This is a genomic window from Thermomonas sp., assembly GCF_020850895.1.
Lineage (GTDB): Bacteria > Pseudomonadota > Gammaproteobacteria > Xanthomonadales > Xanthomonadaceae > Thermomonas.
This window is the reverse complement of sequence record NZ_JADZDS010000107.1, coordinates 1-17829: the sequence shown is the minus strand read 5'-3', so window position 1 is coordinate 17829 and position 17829 is coordinate 1. Positions and strand designations below refer to the sequence as shown.

Sequence of the window (17829 nt, the reverse complement as noted above, 5' to 3'; positions counted from 1 at the left end):
GACCGTGGGCTTCCCGGGCGCAGTTCACGAGGATCAATCACTTCGGTGATCGATCCACGGCCGACCCGCCAGGGTCGGCAGGCAACGCCGACGCAATCGGCGTTGCCTTAAACTAAGGGGATGCTGCTGCGCGCCACCATCGTCATTCTGGTCTTGCTGAACCTCGGGGCGGCTGGCTGGTGGGCACTGGGGCCCAAGGCTTCGGTGCGACCCGTGACCTTGTTGCAGGGGCCGCCCTTGCAGTTGGTGGCGGAAGCACGTGCCACACGGGCCCGATCCTCAGCGCCTGCGAAGGTGGCTGGAACCTGCCTGCGCTTGGGTCCGTTTGCCGGGCCGGCGGCACGTTCGGGTGCTGAAAAGTCCCTGGTTGCACTGGGTGTCGAGGCGGTGCCGTTCGAGGACCGTTCCGGTGCCGCCAGCGGTTGGGACGTCTACCTTCCGGCGCAGGCCAGCCGTGCCGAAGCCATGGCATTGGCCGACAGGCTCAGGGCGGCCGGAGTGGACGATCTTTTCGTGATGAACGATGGTCGCAATGCCAATCGGATTGCGCTGGGTCGCTTCAGTAGCGAAGCCGGCGCGCGCCGACGTGCCGACGAGGTGCGCGCCAAGGGTGCCGAGGCGGTCATCGAGGCGCGAGGCAATGGCGCCCCCCGGATCTGGCTGAACGTGCGCCTGCCGGCGGGCATGGACGCCGATCGCGTCACCTCGATAGCGGCTGCAAAACCGCAGGATTGCAGGCAAATGCCTTAAGGCAACGCCTATTTGGGCGCCTCCTGGACGTGTCAGCTCACGCGAATCAATCACTTCGGTGATCGATCCGCGGCCGACCATCCATGGTCGGCAGGCAACGCCGACTGATTCCGCGTTGCCGTAACCGTGGCTCGCGGCTGCCGTGGGTGCCCCTGCTAGAATTCCGAATGCGCCGCTTTAGCTCAGTTGGTAGAGCAACCGCCTTGTAAGCGGTAGGTCGTCCGTTCGATTCGGACAAGCGGCACCACCTCCGTGCCCATGCGCAATCATCAGTTTCGACCGGAGCCAACATGACCCGTCGCTATCCGCCCGTTTCCGTGTTCGGTGCACCCACCGACATCGGCGCTTCCATGCGCGGCGCTTCGATGGGGCCGGAAGCGCTGCGCGTGGCCGGCCTAGTCGCGGCCATTGCCGCACGGGGTGTGGATGTGCGCGATTGTGGCGATGTCACCGGCCCCGCCAATCCGCAAACGCCGCCGGTCGACGGCTACCGACACCTGGCCGAAGTCGTGGCCTGGAACCGTGCCGTGTTCGATGCCAGTACCCGCGAGCTTCGGGCTGGCCGCATGCCGATCATGCTCGGTGGCGACCATTGCCTGGCGATCGGATCGATCGCCGCCGTTGCCGCGCATTGCCGCGAGGTCGGCAAGACCCTGCGGGTGCTGTGGCTGGACGCACACGCCGACTTCAATACCCGCGAGATCACGCCCAGCGGCAATATCCACGGCATGCCGGTGGCCTGCCTGTGCGGGCTTGGTCCGGAAGCATTGACCACGCTGGGCGGCGAGGCACCGGCGTTGCGGCCCGAGCACGTGCGGCAGATCGGCATTCGTTCGGTGGATCCGGAGGAGAAGCGGCTGGTGCAGGCGCGGGGGCTCGACATCTACGACATGCGTTATATCGATGAAGTCGGCATGCGCCGTTCGATCGAAGAAGCGCTCGAAGGCGTGGATGCCGATACCCACCTGCACGTCAGCTTTGACGTCGACATGCTCGATCCAGTGATTGCGCCCGGCACCGGCACCCGTGTGCCCGGCGGCGTCAATTACCGCGAAGCACAGCTGATCATGGAGATGGTTGCCGACTGTGGCCGGCTGGCATCACTGGACTTGGTCGAAGTCAATCCCGCCCTCGACCGTCGCAACATGACCGCGACACTCGCCGTCGACTTGGTCGAAAGCCTGTTCGGCAAATCCACCCTGATGCGTGATTGAGCGGAGTCCATATGTTCGGTTTGCGATACACCAAGGCCACCCCGAGCACCTACTTGATCCAGTACCGCAACGGGGCGCTGGTCCGCGAAGGCGCCGGGCTGGCGTTCTTCTACTTCGCACCGAGTGCGTCGCTGGTGTCAGTGCCGCTGGAAAGCGTGGACGTGCCCTTCATGTTCAACGAGGTCAGCGCCGACTTCCAGGAAGTCACGATCCAAGGCCAGGTGACCTACCGGGTCACCGACCCCAAGCGATTGACCGGTCTGATGAACTTCACCCTGGCCGGCAACGGCACCTACGTGTCGGAAGACCCGACGCGGTTGCCGCAGCGGGTGGTCAACGCAGTTCAGGTGCAACTGCGCTCGGTGCTGTCTGGTCAAACCCTCGAAACCCTGCTGGGCGCGTCCGAGCGCCTCGTGCAGACCGTGCGTGACGGCCTGCGCGGCGCGGACGGGTTGGCCGCGCTGGGGCTGGAACTGGTCAATCTCGCGGTGCTGGCGGTGCGGCCGAATCCGGAAACTGCGCGTGCGTTGGAATCGACGGTGCGCGAGCAAATCCTCAAGCAGGCCGACGATGCCACCTACCGTCGCCGCAATGCCGCGATCGAGCAAGAACGCGCGATCAAGGAAAACGAGCTCAACACCGAGATCGCGGTGGAAACCAAGAAGCGCCAGATCCGCGATGCGCAGCTGGAGGCCGAACGTGCCGCGCTGGAAAAGCGCCAGCAGATCCAGCAGCAGGACATGGCTGGCAGGATCGACTTGGAGGACCGCAACAAGGCGTTGAGCCGGCTGCGTGCGGAGAATGCCCAGACCGAGGCCGACGCCCGCGCGTACGCGGTGTCCGCCCTGATGCGGGGGGTGCAGGGGGTTGATCCCAAGGTACTTCTGGCGCTGAACGTCGGCAATGCCGAGCCGGGCGCGCTGATCGCACAGGCTTTCCAGGGGCTGGCCGAGAACGCACAGCGCATTGGCGAGCTCAACATCAGCCCCGACCTGCTGCAGCAACTCACCGGGGGCGGCAAGGGCTGACGACCGTGGATGCCCTCACCCAGCGAATCGTGCTGGTGGTGCGCACGTCGCGGCTGGAGGATCTGGTCGCGCGCTTCAACACGGTCGAGCAGGCGCGCTTCTACGTTGAGCATCTGGGCGCCGATTTCGGCGATTACGAAACCGAGCACAGCACCTACCAGCAGGCGTTGCGGACGGTGGAGGCCAGCCTGCGGCAGTTTGGCCGCGTGCATCGGCTGGATCGCCGCTTCCTGCCGAATTACTTGTTTGCCCCGGATGCGCTGGTGGTGGTGCTGGGCCAGGACGGGTTGGTGGCGAACACGCTCAAGTACCTGTCCGGGCAGCAAGTCATCGGCGTCAACCCCGATCCGGCGCGCTGGGACGGCGTGCTGCTGCCTTTCAAGGTGGCCGACCTGATTGCGCTGGTGCCCGAAGCGCAGGCCGGAAGGCGCAATCTGCGCCAAGTCACCATGGCGCGGGTGCGCTTGAGTGACGGGCAGGAACTGCATGCGGTCAACGACCTGTTCATCGGTCCGCGCAGCCACGTCTCCGCCCGCTATGAAATCGGCCTCGGCGAGCAGCGCGAGGTGCACTCCTCCAGCGGCGTGATCGTGTCCACCGGGCTGGGCTCGACCGGCTGGTTCCGCAGCCTGATCACCGGCGCGGCCGGGATCGTGGGCGAGGCGCTGGATCCGGAATTGGATACGCTGCGCGCCAATGGCTTTCCGTGGGAGGCCGACTACCTGCATTTCACCGTGCGCGAGCCGTTCCCGAGCCGCACGACCGGCACCGAACTGGTGTTTGGCACGATCACGGGCGCACAGCCGCTGCGGCTGGTTTCACAAATGGCCGGCTACGGCGTGATCTTCAGCGACGGCATCGAATCGGATTTCCTCGAATTCAATTCCGGCATGGAAGCCGTCATCACCGTGGCCGAACGCCACGGCCGGCTGGTGCTTTGAGCCATGCGCGGCGGCTGTCATTGATCTGTCATGAAGCGCCGGCACACTGCCGCAACTTCACTCTGGGGCTGCAAATGCCACACCCGGTAATCCGACGCGTGCTGCTTGCGGCCACCGCGCTGCCGACCCTTGCCTGGGCGACGCCGGTGAAGGTCGTCCCTACCGCCCTCCTGCAGTACGACTGGGCGCAGGTGGAACCGGACCAGCAACCCAGCAAGTCAGAGGACGGGGTCCGCCGCGCACGCTTGGGCGTTCGCATCTCCTCCGCAGACCAGCGCTGGCTGGTGGTGGTCGATCACGATTTTTCCGGGCGTACGACATCAGATGCGTTCGTCGAATGGACGCCCTCGGCGGGCCAGTCCTTCCGGCTCGGACAGTTCAAGCAGCCGTTCACGCTGGAGGATGCCATCAGCGACAAGCAAAGCGCATTCCCGGAACCGTCTCCGGTGGGCGCGTTCACGATTGGCCGGCGCATTGGCGTGGAGTATGCCCGCTGGGGCGAGCGTGGAACGCTCAACGTCGCGGCGTTCGGGCAGCAGTTGAACGGCAGCAATGATTCGCCTGGAGCCAGCCTGCGCGGCACCTGGCGAGTGGCTGCGGAGGGGGGCGGGAGTGTCCACGTGGGCTTCAGCCTGGCGACGGAATGGCCACGCGCCGAACGCGCCGCCTTTGCTCTGAATCCCGGGACCGTGCTCGTCAACGACAAGCCAGTGCTGACCGGCACGCTCGGGGGAGTGGATCGCATTGATCGGATGGCCGTCGAAGGCCTGTGGCTGTGGGGTTCGTGGTCGGCGCAGGCAGAAGTGGCGCAGGTGGGTGTCCGCAGGGAGTTGGGTGATGTGCGGGGAACGGCTGGCGGAATCCAATTGACCTGGTCCCCGACCGGTGATGGCCGCCAGTACAAACGGGGCGTTGCCGCCGGCCCGACACCCACGGGCCACGTGGGCTGGGAGTTGGCGCTGCGCTTGGGCATGGTCGACCTCGACGATGGCCCGGTCCGCGGTGGCCATGCGCAGACGTGGGGGCTGGCAGCGACCTGTTATCCGATGCGTTACGTGCGCGTGATCGCCAACCTCCAGCACACCGACAGCCATCGCCAAGGCCTCGGTCAACAGTGGCTGACGGCGGGACTGCGAGTGCAGTTCAGCTATTGAGTGGAGCCGTATCCTCGGCGCTCGCCGTTGTTCGCGGTCGTGCCTGCCGGCAGGTTTTTTGCAGCGGCTCGCGCCGCGCAACGCCGGAACGCCTCGACTTCGTCCATCACGACGATCCCTGTCCGTGGCCGGAGCATCGCGCGGTTAGGCGCCCGCCGCGCGTGATCTCATCCAACCGGATGATGCTGAGCGATGGGGCAGCGGCGGAGTGTCCTGTGGCAACAGGATGTGGTGCGATTTGACGGATGCGCGACTCAGGCCGGGATTGGCGGAAATTTCCGCATCGACGGCAGCAACAGCCTCCGCTTCGACGACACCCGGCTGCATTTCGACAACGGCAGCAATGCCAATCTGTTCGGGCTGCGCGATGTGTACGGTGTTGGCCGCCGCTGAAACGGCGGTGTTCCATCGCTAGGCCAGCCAGTCGCGCGGCCTGAGATACCCGGCCAGGCGCGCTTCCGGGCTGCCGGCTTCGGCGGCGTAGCCGTATTCCCAGCGCGCCAGCGGCGGCAGGCTCATCAGGATCGATTCGCTGCGGCCACCGGATTGCAGGCCGAACAGGGTGCCGCGGTCGTAGACCAGATTGAATTCGACGTAGCGGCCGCGCCGATAGAGTTGGAACTGGCGTTCGCGTTCGCCGAACGGCGTGGCCTTGCGGCGTTCGACCAGCGGCAGGTAGGCGTCGAGGAAGCCATCGCCGACCGCGCGCAGGTAGCCGAAATCGGCCTCGGCATCGTCGTGCAGGTCATCGAAGAACAGCCCGCCGACGCCGCGGGTTTCGTCGCGGTGCTTGAGGAAGAAATACTCGTCGCACCAGCGTTTGTGGGCGTCGTAGCGGGCCTGGCCGCCGAACGGTTCGCACAGCGCGCGGGCGACACGGTGCCAGTGCAGCACGTCCGCGTCGAAGGGGTAGAACGGCGTCAGGTCGAAGCCGCCGCCGAACCACCAGGCCACGGTCTGGCCATCCCGCTGCGCGCAGAAATGGCGCACGTTGGCGTGGGTGGTGGGCAGGTACGGATTGCGCGGATGGAACACCAGCGACACCCCGACCGCACGCCATGACGCGCCGGCCAGTTCCGGCCGGGCGGCGCTGGCCGAGGGCGGCAGCGCGCTGCCGATGACGTCGGAAAAGCCGATCCCGGCCTGTTCGAACACCGCGCCCTCGCGCAGCACGCGGGTGCGGCCGCCGCCGCCTTCGGCGCGCTGCCACACGTCCTCGCGGAAGCGGGCGCCGCCGTCGGCGGACTCGATCGCGGCGCAGATGCGGTCCTGCAGGTCGGAAAGATAGGCGCGGACGGCGTCGAAATCGGGGCTGTGTTGCATCGGCAAAGTGTAGGCGCAGGGCGCGGGCCTGTCCGGGGATCGGCTGATCCAGGTCAGCCGCGGGTCAACAAGCCGATCGCCGCCAGCGCCAGCAGCAGGCCGACCGTTGCGATTCGCCCGAGCTGTTCCCGGAACACCACGATCCCGATCAGCGCGCCCAGCACCACCACGCCCAGGTTCATGCTGGCAAACACCAGCGAAGGTTGGCCCGGCAAGGCGCGATGCGCACGCAGGTAGAACAGGATGTTGCCGAAGTTGAGCAGGCCCAGCAGCAGGCCGGCCAGCGCGCTGCGCGGGGTGAAGCGGGCGCGGCGGGCGAACTGGATGGCGAAGGCGACCACCAGCGCCAGCGTGAAGGTGGCGGTCAGCGCGGTGCCGAGTGGAATGCCGGCGGCCGCCACCCGCTTGAACAGCACGTCGATCACGCCGAAACCGGCAAACACCAGCAGCGGATAGCGCCAGCCCGCACCCGGCGTTGGCGCGCGCCCGGGACGCTGGACCATGCAGGCCAGTGCGACCAGCCCCAGCGCGCAGCCGGCGAGTTTGAGCGGCGCCGGGGTTTCCCCGAACAGGGTGAACGCGGCCAGCAGCGGCACCAGCAGCGACAGCCGCTGCGCGGCGTCGGTGCGGACGATCCCGGCATGCCGCACCGAGGCCCCCAGCGCCAGGAAGATTGTCGGCAACAGCAGGCCGAGTGCGGCCAGCACCAGCCACGGCGTGGCGGGGTCGCGCAGCGCCGCCGGCGTGGGGCCGAGCAGCAGCAGCGCCAGTCCGCCGGCGGCGACGTAGTTCCACGCCACCGCTTGGCCGATATCGAAGCGCAGCCGCGGTGCCAGCTTGAGCAGCACCGAGACCAGCACGCTGCACAACGCGGCAAGGAGGACGGAGGTCATCGCGTCAGCCGATTCGCAAAACGCTGCGCACGATACACGCAATGGCGGGACGTCGTGATGGCGGCCGCGTTGCCGCACCCGCCGGGAAAGCGCGGGGCGGCGTCATTCGAAAACGGACGCAGCGGCGGCCAGCAGCGCCGCCGGGCGGGCACTGGCGGCGGTGGCCACGCGGTCGAAGCCGGACGCGCGCGCCAACTGCGCCAGCCGCGGGCTGGCGGCAACGACCGCAACCCCGCGCAGCCGCGGATCATCGACCTGGGCCAGCAGGCCGGCCAGCGCCTCGGCGCTGGTCAAGACCAACAGCACCCGCTGCGGATGCCGCAGGGCACCCTTCAGTGCGGCGATGCGTGCGACGCCCAGCCGCACGGCCTCGCGCAGGTACACATCGGCGCGCCGGAGAACGGCGCCGTGCGCGATCAACGTGGGTGCCAGCAGGCCACGGCCGCCGCTGCCGGTCACCAGGCCGAGGCTGTGGCCGCGTGGATCGGCCAAAGCCGGCAGGTCCAGCAGTCCTTCGCTGTCCATGCGTCCGGGGGCCGCGGCGGCGATGCCGAGGCGCGCCAGCGCGCGCTGGGTGCCGGTGCCCACGGCCAGCAAGGATTGGCCGCGGCGCGCGCGCAGCGGCAACAATGCGGCAGCGGTGCGCACCGCGTTGGGGCTGGTGAAGATGACGGCATCCGCGGCAAGCGCAGCGGCCAGATCGCGCCGGGTTGCGATGTCATCACGGGCGCTGATCGCCAGCACGGACAACGCCAGCAGCCGTGCGCCAACGCGCGCGCAGGCGGCGCGCACACTTGCGTGCTGGCCGCGCGGGCGCAGCGACAGCACGGTCCAGCCGGACAGCGGCGATGGGCGGACGAGCGGCATGCCACAAGCTTGGCACAGCGGCCGGCTTGCGGCAGGCTGTACCCATGGATGCGAATACGAATCAGGGTGCACTGCAGGCGCTGGCCGGACATTTCCTCGGCATGCCGCCGGTGGCGGCGCTCAAGCCGCAGATCCTCGAATGGCGCGACGGCCTGCTGCGCCTGCGTGCGCCGCTGGACCCCAACATCAATGACAAAGGCTGCGCGTTCGGCGGCAGCGTGGTGTCGCTGATGACCATCGCCGCCTGGGGGCTGGTGACCTTGGAGCTGGAGCGTGCCCACGTCGCGGCCGATGTCTTCGTGGCCGACAGCCAGATCCGCTACCTCAAGCCGGTGTTCGAGGCGATCGTGGTCGAGGCGGTGTTCGATTCCGATGCCGACCGCGTCGACCTGGTCGAGGCGCTGGCGCGGCAAGGGCGGGTGGGCGCGCGCTTGCGCGCCCGCACGCTGCTGGCCGACGGCGGGGTGGCGGCAACATTTTCAGGCCGCTATGTCGCGATCGGCAAAACCTGATGCAAGCAGGTAGGATGCAAGCACGCCCCCGCGGAGATCTGCCGATGGCCCGTCACCTGATGCGCTGCCTGCTGTTGTGTTGTGTCCTCCTGTTGGCCGGCTGCCCGCAGCAGGGCGGCAAGAACGGGGCGCTGGAACGCATGCAGATCGACTATTCCGCTGCAATCCGGTGGGGCAACTTCGAGGGGGCCTGGAACCTCATCGATCCCAAGGTCCGCGAGGAGCACCCCCTGACCGACATCGATTTCTCGCGCTACAAGCAGGTGCAGATTTCGGGCTACCGCGAACTCGGCACCAATGTGCTGCCCAACGGCGACGTGGTGCGCGAGATCGAGATCGGCGTGATCAACAGGTACAACCAGACCGAGCGCACGGTGCGCTACCAAGAGCAGTGGCATTACGACGAGGAGCGCAAGGTGTGGTGGCAGATGAGCGGGTTGCCCGACCTGTGGAAGGGCAATTGAGCCGCGGACACCCGCTACAATTGCCGCCCTTGCCGTTCTCGGGCTGAACCCTGTGAGCTTTGCCGAAATCCTCGCGTTTGCCGATCGCCACCAGTTGCTGTCGTTTGCACTGTTGGCCATCACCGTGGCCCTGATCGTCGTGGAGATCCTGTCGCGCCTGAGCGGAGTGCGGCGCATCGGCCCTTCCCTTCTTGTCGGCATGATGAATCGCGACAACGCGCTGGTGGTGGACCTGCGTTCTCCCGTGGAATTCGAGAAGGGCCATATCGCCGGTTCGAAAAACGTCCAACTCAGCCAGTTCGATCCGGAAAACAAGCAGTTGGCTCCGGCCAAGGCGCTTCCGGTGGTGTTGGTCTGCCAGTCCGGTCAACTCGCCCAAGGTGCCGCTGGCCGCCTGCGCAAGGCCGGATTCACCCACGTCGGCATCCTCGAAGGCGGGATCCAGTCCTGGCGCGGCTCCGACTTGCCCCTGGTCAAGGGACGCTGATTCGTCCGCGTGTGCTCGGGCTGGAGCTTGTGATTCGGCACGATATCCCCAAGTCAGGCAAAGCACCGCGCGCGGTGCGATAATCCCCCTCTTGTCTGCGCGGCGGTTGCCGCCCAATTTCTGGAGTTGTCCATGTCCGATGAAACCCTGAACGGCGCTGCCCCGGCCGACGACCAGCCCCAGGCGACCTTCACGGTCGAGAAGCTGTACCTGAAGGATGCCTCCTTCGAGGCCCCCAATACCCCGCAGGTGTTCAACGAACAGGGCCAGCCCGACCTGCAGATGAAGTTGAACCAGAAGGTGCAGCGGCTGGCCGAGAATGCCTTCGAGGTCAGCCTCGGCATCACCCTGACCTGCAACATCAACAACCACAATGCCTACCTCGCGGAAGTGGTGCAGGCTGGGGTATTCGGGCTGAGCGGCTTCGATGACCAGACCCTGGACGGGATGCTCGGGATCCAGTGCCCGAGCCTGCTGTATCCGTATGCTGCAGCCGTGATCGGAAACCTGGTGACCACCGGTGGCTTCCCGCCGTTCCCGATGCAGCCGCTCAACTTCGAGGCGCTGTACACGGAATCGATGCGCCAGCGCGCCGCCCAAGGCCAGCAGAGCAGCTTGCTGGCCAATACCGAAGCCGCCGGCAACGCCTGAGCGCACCGCGCCGCGATCGTGCGCGCAGGTTTCGTCCCGGTCCGGACAGGATCCGCTTCGCGTCCGCGCGGAGCGGTTTTCCGCGCACAATCAGGCTAGGCTTGCGGCATGGGGAGCATCGGCAGACCAACGCTTGCGGTCTTGGGCGCAGGCTCATGGGGAACCGCGCTGGCCGCACTGACGGCGCGTCATGGCCACCCGAGCCGGCTGTGGGGGCGTGATCCCGACGTCATCGCCGCCATCGATGCCGGCGCCGGCAATTCGCGCTACCTGCCGGGGATCGCGCTGCCGTCGGAGCTGCGCGCAACCACGGACCTGGCCACTGCGCTTGCCGACGTGGACTGGGTGTTGGTGGTGGTGCCCTCGCATGCGTTCGTACAGACCCTGCGCGCGCTGGCGCCGCTGCGTCCGGCCCGCGCTGGCGTGGCGTGGGCGACCAAGGGTTTCGAGCCGGGCAGTGGGCGCTTCCTGCATGAAGTCGCGGCCGAGGTGCTGGGGCCAGAGGTGCCGCTGGCCGTGGTCACCGGTCCATCGTTTGCGAAGGAGGTCGCGCAAGGCCTGCCAACCGCGCTGACCGTGCATTCGGACGACGACGCCTTTTGCCGGCAGGTGGCCGATGCCCTGCACGGCCCAGCCTTCCGCGCCTACACAGGAAATGACATGCGCGGCGCCGAATTGGGCGGCGCGATGAAGAACGTGCTGGCGGTGGCGACCGGCGTGGCCGACGGCATGGGGCTGGGCCTCAATGCCCGCGCTGGCCTGATCACCCGCGGCCTGAATGAAATGCTGCGGCTGAACATGGCCCTCGGCGGTCGGCCCGAAACCTTGATGGGACTGGCCGGGCTGGGCGATCTGGTGCTGACCTGCACGGGTGATCTGTCCCGCAACCGCCGGCTTGGGCTGGCACTCGGGCGCGGCCAGTCGATCGAGGCTGCTGTGCGCGAGATCGGTCAGGTCGTCGAGTCGCTGCAGACTGCTGACGAGGTGATGCGTTTGGCCACGGTCCACGGCATCGAACTGCCGATTTCCGAAAACGTCTGCGACGTGCTGCATGGCGAGATCACGCCCGCCGAAGGGCTGGGCCGGCTGATGGCGCGTGAACGCAAGGCCGAGTATCCGCAGCTGCTGTTCGACGCCTGAGCGTTCCGACAGACTGGGATACGCGCAAGAAAAACGCCCGGCGAAGCCGGGCGTTTTCGGAGGAGCCGAGACAGCTGTTACCAGCTGAAGCGCGGGCCCACGAACCATTCGGTGGTGCCGCCCTTGATGACGCGCACGTCGGCATTCACGCCCCAATTCGGGTTGAACTTGACGGTGGCGCCGAGGCGGCCGTAGGGCTCGCCGCTGAGGTGATTGCCGTCGAGATAGCCGACCATCGCATAGCCTTCGAGGTTTCGGGCCAGCGCGCTGCGGACGCCGCCTTCGACGCTGTAGCCGTCGGCATTGACACCGCCGCCGGCATTGACCCGCTCATAGGCGGCGTTGGCGACGAAGTCGGTGTTGCTGCCGACCTGGGTGTTGTAGCCGCCGCCGACGCGCCACTGATCGTAGTCGATGGCCGTGTGCTTGATGTCCTGACGGGCATAGTTGGCGAACAGGTGGACCTTCGGGTGCACTGCGACCGAGCCACCCAGACTCCAACCGTCGGCATCGGGACCGCTGGTGTTGGTGGCGGCGTAGCCACCTTGCACGTAGTTGTAGCTGATGCCATCGGCGGCAGACGCCGTGAACGGAACGGCGGCGGCCGCGCTCAGGGCAAGGACAAGGTAAAGACGCTTCATGGGGGAGGACCTCCGTGTGATGGGTTTCCGCTTCGCGCGTCGGCGAAACGTGGACGCACTCTTGCGTCGCGCATGCCAATACACACTGAATACAAAACTGAATCGTCCAGTAAATATTCAGGAGCGGAGGCGTAAACGCGCGCGCTCATGCGCCGCCTGAAAACCCCGCTTGTCGCCACGCCTCGAACACCATCACCGCGACGGTGTTCGACAGGTTCAGGCTGCGGTTGTCCGGACGCATCGGCAGGCGCAGACGTTGCGTATCAGGAATCGCGTCCAACACCTCTTGCGGCAATCCTGCGGTCTCGCTGCCGAACAGGAACGCATCGCCGTCGCGATAGGTTGGCGCGTCGTAGCGCTGCGTGCCGCGCGTGGACAGTGCAAACACCCGCGGCGGCGCACCGTTGGTCAGGGTCATCGCCGTCAGTGCGGTATCGAGGTCGTCATGCACCTGCATGCACGCGTACTCGTGGTAGTCCAGCCCGGCGCGGCGCAGTTGCCTGTCGTCGATGTCGAATCCCAACGGACGCACCAGATGCAACTGCGCGCCGGTGTTGGCGCACAGCCGGATCACATTGCCGGTGTTGGGCGGGATCTCGGGACGATGCAGGATGACGTGGAACATCACTGACGCCTCACCACGGCAGCGTCTGCCCGCGCCAGTCGAAAAAGCCGCCGGATTGCGCCAGCGTGGCGGCCTCGATCACCCCCAGCATCCCGGCCACCACGTCGGCGGGGGCGTCGGTGGCCTGCGGCCCTCCCATCGCGGTCTGTGCCCAGCCGGGATGCAGGGCCAGCACCACGACGCCGCGTGCTTGCAGTGCCTTGGCGAGCTGCGCCGTGGCCATGTTCTGCGCGGCCTTGCTGATGGCGTAGCTGGGTGCGCCAAAGCGGGTGACACCGGCGATCGAACCGAGCTGGGAGCTGAGGTTGGCGATGACAGGGTGGTGGCTCGTGTCGAAGGGGGCGGGTTGCCGATCAAGTCGCTCCCCGATACTCGCTTGGTTGATCGGCAACCCGCCCCCTTCGGCAGCGTTGGCAAACCACGGCACCAGCGCCTGCGCCAGCAGCAGTGGCGCGATGGCATTGGTGCGCAGACTGTCGTCCAGGGTTGCCTGCTGGAGATGGCCGAACCGCTCGCCCGAATGCAGCACCCCGGCGTTGTTGATCAGCAAATCGATGCGATCGTCTTCCTCCAGCACAAGCGGCAGCTCGGCGACCAGCGCGGCGCGGCTGGCGGCGTCGGCCACGTCCAGCGGCACCACGCGCAGGCGGCCGGGGTGATGGCCGACCAAGGCGTTCAGCTCGGTTGCCTTGCCGGGTTGGCGACAGGTCGCCACCACGCGGTCGCCGCGTGCCAGCAATTGGCGGGTGAATTCCAGCCCGAGGCCGCGATTGGCGCCGGTGACCACGGCATTGCGGGACATGGCGCCTCCTGCGGGTGGCTTTCGGCCTAGTGTATCGCCGGAGTGTGACCGCTATCATTGAACGCTTGTCCGTCGCCGATCCGGGAGTCCCGCATGTCCGTCCTTCGTCCTGCAGTCCTCGCACTCGCCCTTGTCGGCGTCCTGGGTGTCGGCAGCTATGCCCCGGCGGCCGTGGCCGCCACCGCACCAACCGTCAACATTCCGTACGACTCCTTCACCCTTCCCAACGGGCTGCGGGTGATCGTGCATACCGACCGCAAGGCGCCGATCGTCGCCGTCAACGTCTGGTACCACGTCGGCAGCAAGGAAGAGCCCGCGGGCCGCACCGGCTTCGCGCACCTGTTCGAGCACCTGATGTTCAACGGCAGCGAGAACGCGCCGGGTGAATTCTTCACCCCGTTCACGGCGGTCGGTACCACCAACCAGAACGGCACCACCAATTCCGACCGCACCAATTATTTCGAGAATGTGCCGACCACCGCGCTGGACATGGCGCTGTGGATGGAATCCGACCGCATGGGCCACCTGCTCGGGGCGATCGACCAGAAGACCCTCGACGAACAGCGCGGCGTGGTCCAGAACGAGAAGCGCCAAGGCGACAACCAGCCGTATGGGCAGGTCTGGGACGAGCTGGGGCGGATCATGTACCCGGCCGGCCATCCGTACCACCACAGCACGATCGGCTCGATGAACGACCTCAACGCCGCCTCGCTGGAGGACGTCAAGACCTGGTTCCGCACTTGGTACGGTCCCAACAACGCGGTGCTGGTGCTGGCCGGTGACATCGACCTGGCCACTGCGCGCGAGAAGGTCACGAAGTACTTCGGCGACATCCCGGCCTCGCCGACCATGGCCCAGCCGGCCGTCGCCGTCGCCGCGCACACCGCCGACACCCATTCGGTGATGACCGACGTGGTGCCGCAGTCGCGCATCTACCGGATCTGGAACGTGGCGCAGTACGGCCAGCCCGATCTCGATCGCCTCGATCTGTTCGCCCGCGTGCTCGCCGGTGGCAAGTCCTCGCGCCTCGCACGTCGCCTCGTCCACGACGAGAAGCTGGTGGACAACGTCGCCGCGATGGTGTCGCCGTCGCAGCTGAGCAGCAATTTCGTCATCACCGCCACGGTCAAGAAGGGCGTCGACCCGGCCAAGGTCGAGGCGATCATCAGTGAAGAGCTGCAGCGCCTGCTGAAGGACGGCCCGAGCGCCGACGAGCTGACTCGCGCCCGTACCGGCGTCGAGGCGGCCTGGGTACGCGGCGTCGAGCGCATCGGCGGCTTCGGTGGCAAGGCCGACGTGCTGGCCGAATGCACGGTCTACACCGGCAAGCCCGATTGCTATCAGGACAGCCTCAAGAACCTTGCCGCCGCCACGCCCGAGACCGTGCGCGCCGCCGGCAACACCTGGCTGGGCGCAGGCAAGGGCAGCCACACCTTGGTGGTGAATCCGGGCCCGCGCGTGCCGGTGGCCGAGGAACCGGCGGTGACGCCGACGCCGTTCACGATTCCACAGCCCGATCCGCGCTACACCACCACCGCGTCCAGCGTCGACCGCAAGGCCGGCCCGCCGATGCCGACCCGCTTCCCCGACCTGGTGTTCCCGGCCCAGCAGCACGCCACCCTGAGCAATGGCACCAAGGTGGTGCTGGCCGAGCGCCACGACATCCCGGTGGTGCAGATGAGCTACCTGTTCCGCGGTGGCCAGGCGGCTGACGCAGTGGCCCATCCGGGCCTCGCCAACTTCACCATGGGCATGCTCGATGAAGGTGCCGGTGACCTCGACGCGCTGGCCTTCGCCGACCGCGCCGAAGCCCTTGGTGCCAATCTCAGCGCCAGTTCGGGCCGCGACAGCAGCGAGGTCTACCTGTCGGCGCTGAAGCAGAACCTCGACGCTTCGGTGGCCCTGTATGCCGACATGCTGCGCCATCCGCGCTTCGATCAGGCCGACATCGACCGCGTGCGCGGCCAGTGGATCGCCGGGATTCGCCAGGAGAAGGCCAATCCGAACTCGCTGGCGGCACGCGTGCTGCCGGGCTTGGTCTACGGCGCCGGCCATCCGTATTCGGTGCCGGCCAGCGGCACCGAGGCTTCGATCACCGGCTTGACCCGCGCCGACCTGCAGGGCTGGCACGACAGCATGCTGCGTCCGCAGGACGCCACCCTGGTGGTGGTGGGTGACACCACCCTGGCGGAGATCCTGCCGGTGCTGGAACGCCATTTCGGTGACTGGAAACCGGCCGCTGGCAATGCCGCGGCGGCGGCGATCCCGGCGGTGCCGGCCCAGCCGCAGCCGCGGGTGCTCCTGGTCGATCAGCCGGGTGCCGTGCAGGCCACCCTCGTGGCGTCCACGACGATTCCGTCGAGCAGCGATCCGAAGTCGATCGAGTACGACATGGCCAACATGGTGCTGGGTGGCGACTTCACCGCCCGCCTCAACATGAACCTGCGCGAGGACAAGCACTGGTCCTACGGCGCCGGCAGTGGCGCCGGCAGCGCGCTGGGGCCGCGCCTGTGGATGGCGCGCGCACCGGTGCAGATCGACAAGACCGGTGAATCGGTGGCGGAGATGCGCCGCGAAATCACCGATTTCGCCAACGGCACCCGCCCGGCCACCGCCGCCGAAGTGGCCAGCATGGAGAAGATCGAGACCCTGAGCCTGCCGGGTGATTACGAGACGGCGCGTGCGGTGCTCGGCACGATTGCGTCCAACGTCCTGTACAACCGCCCGGACGACTACGTGTTCCAGCGCAAGGCCGCGATCGAGGCGATGACGCCGGCCCAGGTCAATGCGTCGGCGCACCTGTTCAGCCCGAGCGGGCTGACCTGGCTGATCGTGGGTGACCTGAAGCAGACCGAGGCGCCGGTGCGGGCCTTGAACATCGGTCAGGTGACCGTGCTCGATGCCGATGGCAAGCCGGTGCCGCCGAAGCCTTGATGCCTGGAAGCGAAGGCGCCCCCTGAGTCATTCAGGGGCCTTTGCCCGCCATGGATGGCGTGGGCTGACAATGCTTGAATCGCGTTGTTCAGGCGTTCGCCACGGTCGACACCGAGCGTCGGTATTCATCCTCGTTTCGACGAAGCCCGCCACACTAGGCGGGCTTCGTTTGGTCAGTGCCAAGGAAAGCCAATGCGGATCCTGCTGCTGTCCTGCCTGTTGCCGGCCTTGGCTGGCTGTGCCTTCGTCGCCCTGACGCCGGGAGGCGCGCAGGTGCGGGTGCTGGCGAGCGCCCCAAGCGGCTGCGAGTCGCGTGGCGAGGTCGTGGTCACGATGACCGACTGGGTTGGCCCGTACCAGCGAGATGCGCTGCGGGTGCGCGACGAATTGGAGATCCTGGCCCGCAATCAAGCCACGAGCTTGGGTGCCAACCGGGTCAATCCGATGCAGGAACCCAGGGATGGCCGACAGCGCTGGGCGATGTGGCGATGCGCGCACTAGGGCAATATTGAACAAGTCCCTCCCTGTGTGTCAGCACACGCTGCCCGCAGGTGATGGTTTCGCCTGAGTCGAGTCCGCGCCTGCACCGGACGCGTCGAGGGCTGACAGCCCCGGGACGATGTTGTCCGGACCTTGACCTCGTGGGCAGGAATCCTTGGCCGGCGTCACGCAATCGTCATTATCCGCGCCGGGCGAAATCCATACGCATGCGAATGGTTGTGGGAATGCGCTATCCTGAAAGGTTCAAGGGGGCCGTTGGGCGCCAGTTCGGGTAATCCACCATGCTTTTTCAACGCGTTGCCATCGCCGGCCTGGCCCATATCGACGCCCCGCGTCGCCTGTCCTCGGACGAGATCAATGCCCGGCTGAAGCCGACCCTGGACCGACTTGGTATCCGCACCGACGTGCTCGGCGACATCGCCGGCATCCACGAGCGCCGCCTCTGGGATGACAATGTGCAAGCCTCCGATGCCGCCACCCTGGCGGGCGTCAAGGCCCTGGCCGATGCCGGCATCGATCCGGACAAGGTCGGCCTGCTGGTCAATACCTCGGTCAGCCGCGACTATCTGGAGCCGTCCACCGCGTCGATTGTTTCCGGTAACCTCGGCCTGCCCGACACCTGCCAGAACTTCGACATCGCCAATGCCTGCCTCGCCTTCATCAATGGCATGGACATCGCCAGCCGGATGATCGAGCGCGGCGAGATCGAGTACGCCCTGGTCGTGGATGGCGAAACCGCCAACCTGGCCTACGAAAAGACCATGGAGCGCCTGATCCGCGCGGACATCAGCGAGGCCGATTTCCGCAACGAGTTGGCCACCCTCACCCTCGGCTCCGGTGCCGCCGCGATGGTGTTGGCGCGGGCCGAGCTGGCGCCGGGCGCGCCGCGTTACAAGGGCGGC

General features: G+C 67.1%; 19 protein-coding genes, 1 tRNA gene and 1 pseudogene. 15 read left to right on the top strand and 6 right to left on the bottom strand.

Annotated features, from left to right (window positions below):
• Nucleotides 1–120 precede the first annotated feature (120 nt).
• The 7 genes from IT472_RS09610 (at nt 121) to IT472_RS09580 (ending at nt 5480) form a co-directional block, all read left to right on the top strand.
• A complete protein-coding gene (locus IT472_RS09610) occupies nt 121–750 on the top strand; it encodes an SPOR domain-containing protein (RefSeq protein ID WP_297181261.1) in 630 nt (209 codons plus the stop codon).
• A 171-nt stretch (nt 751–921) separates the two neighbouring features.
• A tRNA-Thr gene (locus IT472_RS09605) sits at nt 922–997 on the top strand.
• Between the two features lie 43 nt (nt 998–1040).
• Nucleotides 1041–1964 carry an arginase gene (rocF, locus tag IT472_RS09600; protein WP_297181260.1) on the top strand — a complete coding sequence of 308 codons (924 nt, stop codon included), beginning with the start codon at nt 1041–1043 and terminating at the stop codon, nt 1962–1964.
• Nucleotides 1965–1975: 11 nt separating this feature from the next.
• On the top strand, nt 1976–2992 hold the full coding sequence (locus IT472_RS09595) for an SPFH domain-containing protein (RefSeq protein ID WP_297181258.1): 1017 nt from the start codon (nt 1976–1978) through the stop codon (nt 2990–2992).
• Nucleotides 2993–2997: 5 nt separating this feature from the next.
• Nucleotides 2998–3933 carry a sugar kinase gene (locus IT472_RS09590; protein ID WP_297181256.1) on the top strand — a complete coding sequence of 312 codons (936 nt, stop codon included), beginning with the start codon at nt 2998–3000 and terminating at the stop codon, nt 3931–3933.
• A gap of 74 nt (nt 3934–4007) precedes the next feature.
• Nucleotides 4008–5087 carry a porin gene (locus IT472_RS09585; RefSeq protein ID WP_297181254.1) on the top strand — a complete coding sequence of 360 codons (1080 nt, stop codon included), beginning with the start codon at nt 4008–4010 and terminating at the stop codon, nt 5085–5087.
• Between the two features lie 231 nt (nt 5088–5318).
• Nucleotides 5319–5480, top strand: a complete 162-nt coding sequence (locus IT472_RS09580) for a hypothetical protein (RefSeq protein WP_297181252.1) — start codon at nt 5319–5321, stop codon at nt 5478–5480.
• Nucleotides 5481–5498: 18 nt separating this feature from the next.
• Here the strand turns inward: IT472_RS09580 and hemF are convergent, their stop codons facing one another.
• The 3 genes from hemF to IT472_RS09565 form a co-directional block, all read right to left on the bottom strand.
• Nucleotides 5499–6410 (bottom strand): oxygen-dependent coproporphyrinogen oxidase, encoded by a 912-nt coding sequence (gene hemF, locus IT472_RS09575; protein WP_297181250.1) that lies wholly within the window; start codon nt 6408–6410, stop codon nt 5499–5501.
• A gap of 53 nt (nt 6411–6463) precedes the next feature.
• On the bottom strand, nt 6464–7303 hold the full coding sequence (locus IT472_RS09570) for an EamA/RhaT family transporter (protein WP_297181248.1): 840 nt from the start codon (nt 7301–7303) through the stop codon (nt 6464–6466).
• A 102-nt stretch (nt 7304–7405) separates the two neighbouring features.
• On the bottom strand, nt 7406–8170 hold the full coding sequence (locus IT472_RS09565; RefSeq protein WP_297181246.1) for a uroporphyrinogen-III synthase: 765 nt from the start codon (nt 8168–8170) through the stop codon (nt 7406–7408).
• Nucleotides 8171–8214: 44 nt separating this feature from the next.
• Here IT472_RS09565 and IT472_RS09560 point away from each other — a divergent pair, with 44 nt between their 5' ends.
• The 5 genes from IT472_RS09560 (at nt 8215) to IT472_RS09540 (ending at nt 11424) form a co-directional block, all read left to right on the top strand.
• The gene (locus tag IT472_RS09560) at nt 8215–8682 is read left to right on the top strand and encodes a YiiD C-terminal domain-containing protein (RefSeq protein WP_297181244.1); all 468 of its coding nucleotides are present in this window, start codon (nt 8215–8217) and stop codon (nt 8680–8682) included.
• Nucleotides 8683–8726: 44 nt separating this feature from the next.
• A complete protein-coding gene (locus IT472_RS09555) occupies nt 8727–9146 on the top strand; it encodes a hypothetical protein (protein WP_297181242.1) in 420 nt (139 codons plus the stop codon).
• A gap of 52 nt (nt 9147–9198) precedes the next feature.
• Nucleotides 9199–9633, top strand: coding sequence for a rhodanese-like domain-containing protein (locus IT472_RS09550; RefSeq protein WP_297181240.1), 435 nt, complete (start codon nt 9199–9201; stop codon nt 9631–9633).
• Between the two features lie 132 nt (nt 9634–9765).
• Nucleotides 9766–10284 (top strand): protein-export chaperone SecB, encoded by a 519-nt coding sequence (gene secB, locus IT472_RS09545; RefSeq protein ID WP_297181238.1) that lies wholly within the window; start codon nt 9766–9768, stop codon nt 10282–10284.
• 117 nt (nt 10285–10401) lie between these two features.
• Entirely contained in the window at nt 10402–11424 is a 1023-nt protein-coding gene (locus IT472_RS09540) for an NAD(P)H-dependent glycerol-3-phosphate dehydrogenase (RefSeq protein ID WP_297181320.1), read from the top strand.
• Nucleotides 11425–11501: 77 nt separating this feature from the next.
• Here the strand turns inward: IT472_RS09540 and IT472_RS09535 are convergent, their stop codons facing one another.
• From IT472_RS09535 to IT472_RS09525, 3 genes are all read right to left on the bottom strand, one after another.
• Nucleotides 11502–12065: a diffusible signal factor-reguated Ax21 faimly protein gene (locus IT472_RS09535; RefSeq protein ID WP_297181236.1), complete on the bottom strand. Its 564-nt coding sequence runs from the start codon at nt 12063–12065 to the stop codon at nt 11502–11504.
• 145 nt (nt 12066–12210) lie between these two features.
• Nucleotides 12211–12690, bottom strand: a complete 480-nt coding sequence (locus IT472_RS09530) for a tRNA (cytidine(34)-2'-O)-methyltransferase (RefSeq protein WP_297181234.1) — start codon at nt 12688–12690, stop codon at nt 12211–12213.
• Between the two features lie 10 nt (nt 12691–12700).
• Nucleotides 12701–13492 carry an SDR family oxidoreductase gene (locus IT472_RS09525; protein ID WP_297181232.1) on the bottom strand — a complete coding sequence of 264 codons (792 nt, stop codon included), beginning with the start codon at nt 13490–13492 and terminating at the stop codon, nt 12701–12703.
• A 93-nt stretch (nt 13493–13585) separates the two neighbouring features.
• Between IT472_RS09525 and IT472_RS09520 the strand changes: the two genes are divergently transcribed.
• From IT472_RS09520 to IT472_RS09510, 3 genes and pseudogenes are all read left to right on the top strand, one after another.
• Nucleotides 13586–16426 carry a pitrilysin family protein gene (locus IT472_RS09520; protein WP_297181230.1) on the top strand — a complete coding sequence of 947 codons (2841 nt, stop codon included), beginning with the start codon at nt 13586–13588 and terminating at the stop codon, nt 16424–16426.
• 192 nt (nt 16427–16618) lie between these two features.
• Nucleotides 16619–16927: a DUF4156 domain-containing protein gene (locus IT472_RS09515; RefSeq protein ID WP_297181228.1), complete on the top strand. Its 309-nt coding sequence runs from the start codon at nt 16619–16621 to the stop codon at nt 16925–16927.
• A gap of 281 nt (nt 16928–17208) precedes the next feature.
• A pseudogene (locus tag IT472_RS09510) lies at nt 17209–17829 on the top strand (3-oxoacyl-ACP synthase III); the annotation flags it as partial.

Excerpts from the sequence above, each read along its gene's own strand:
- IT472_RS09610 (WP_297181261.1), top strand. The coding sequence starts at position 121 with ATGCTGCTGCGCGCCACCATCGTCATTCTGGTCTTGCTGAACCTCGGG.
- rocF (WP_297181260.1), top strand. The coding sequence starts at position 1,041 with ATGACCCGTCGCTATCCGCCCGTTTCCGTGTTCGGTGCACCCACCGAC.
- IT472_RS09595 (WP_297181258.1), top strand. The coding sequence starts at position 1,976 with ATGTTCGGTTTGCGATACACCAAGGCCACCCCGAGCACCTACTTGATC.
- IT472_RS09585 (WP_297181254.1), top strand. The coding sequence starts at position 4,008 with ATGCCACACCCGGTAATCCGACGCGTGCTGCTTGCGGCCACCGCGCTG.
- hemF (WP_297181250.1), bottom strand. The coding sequence starts at position 6,410 with ATGCAACACAGCCCCGATTTCGACGCCGTCCGCGCCTATCTTTCCGAC.
- IT472_RS09570 (WP_297181248.1), bottom strand. The coding sequence starts at position 7,303 with ATGACCTCCGTCCTCCTTGCCGCGTTGTGCAGCGTGCTGGTCTCGGTG.
- IT472_RS09565 (WP_297181246.1), bottom strand. The coding sequence starts at position 8,170 with ATGCCGCTCGTCCGCCCATCGCCGCTGTCCGGCTGGACCGTGCTGTCG.
- IT472_RS09560 (WP_297181244.1), top strand. The coding sequence starts at position 8,215 with ATGGATGCGAATACGAATCAGGGTGCACTGCAGGCGCTGGCCGGACAT.
- IT472_RS09555 (WP_297181242.1), top strand. The coding sequence starts at position 8,727 with ATGGCCCGTCACCTGATGCGCTGCCTGCTGTTGTGTTGTGTCCTCCTG.
- secB (WP_297181238.1), top strand. The coding sequence starts at position 9,766 with ATGTCCGATGAAACCCTGAACGGCGCTGCCCCGGCCGACGACCAGCCC.
- IT472_RS09535 (WP_297181236.1), bottom strand. The coding sequence starts at position 12,065 with ATGAAGCGTCTTTACCTTGTCCTTGCCCTGAGCGCGGCCGCCGCCGTT.
- IT472_RS09530 (WP_297181234.1), bottom strand. The coding sequence starts at position 12,690 with ATGTTCCACGTCATCCTGCATCGTCCCGAGATCCCGCCCAACACCGGC.
- IT472_RS09525 (WP_297181232.1), bottom strand. The coding sequence starts at position 13,492 with ATGTCCCGCAATGCCGTGGTCACCGGCGCCAATCGCGGCCTCGGGCTG.
- IT472_RS09520 (WP_297181230.1), top strand. The coding sequence starts at position 13,586 with ATGTCCGTCCTTCGTCCTGCAGTCCTCGCACTCGCCCTTGTCGGCGTC.
- IT472_RS09515 (WP_297181228.1), top strand. The coding sequence starts at position 16,619 with ATGCGGATCCTGCTGCTGTCCTGCCTGTTGCCGGCCTTGGCTGGCTGT.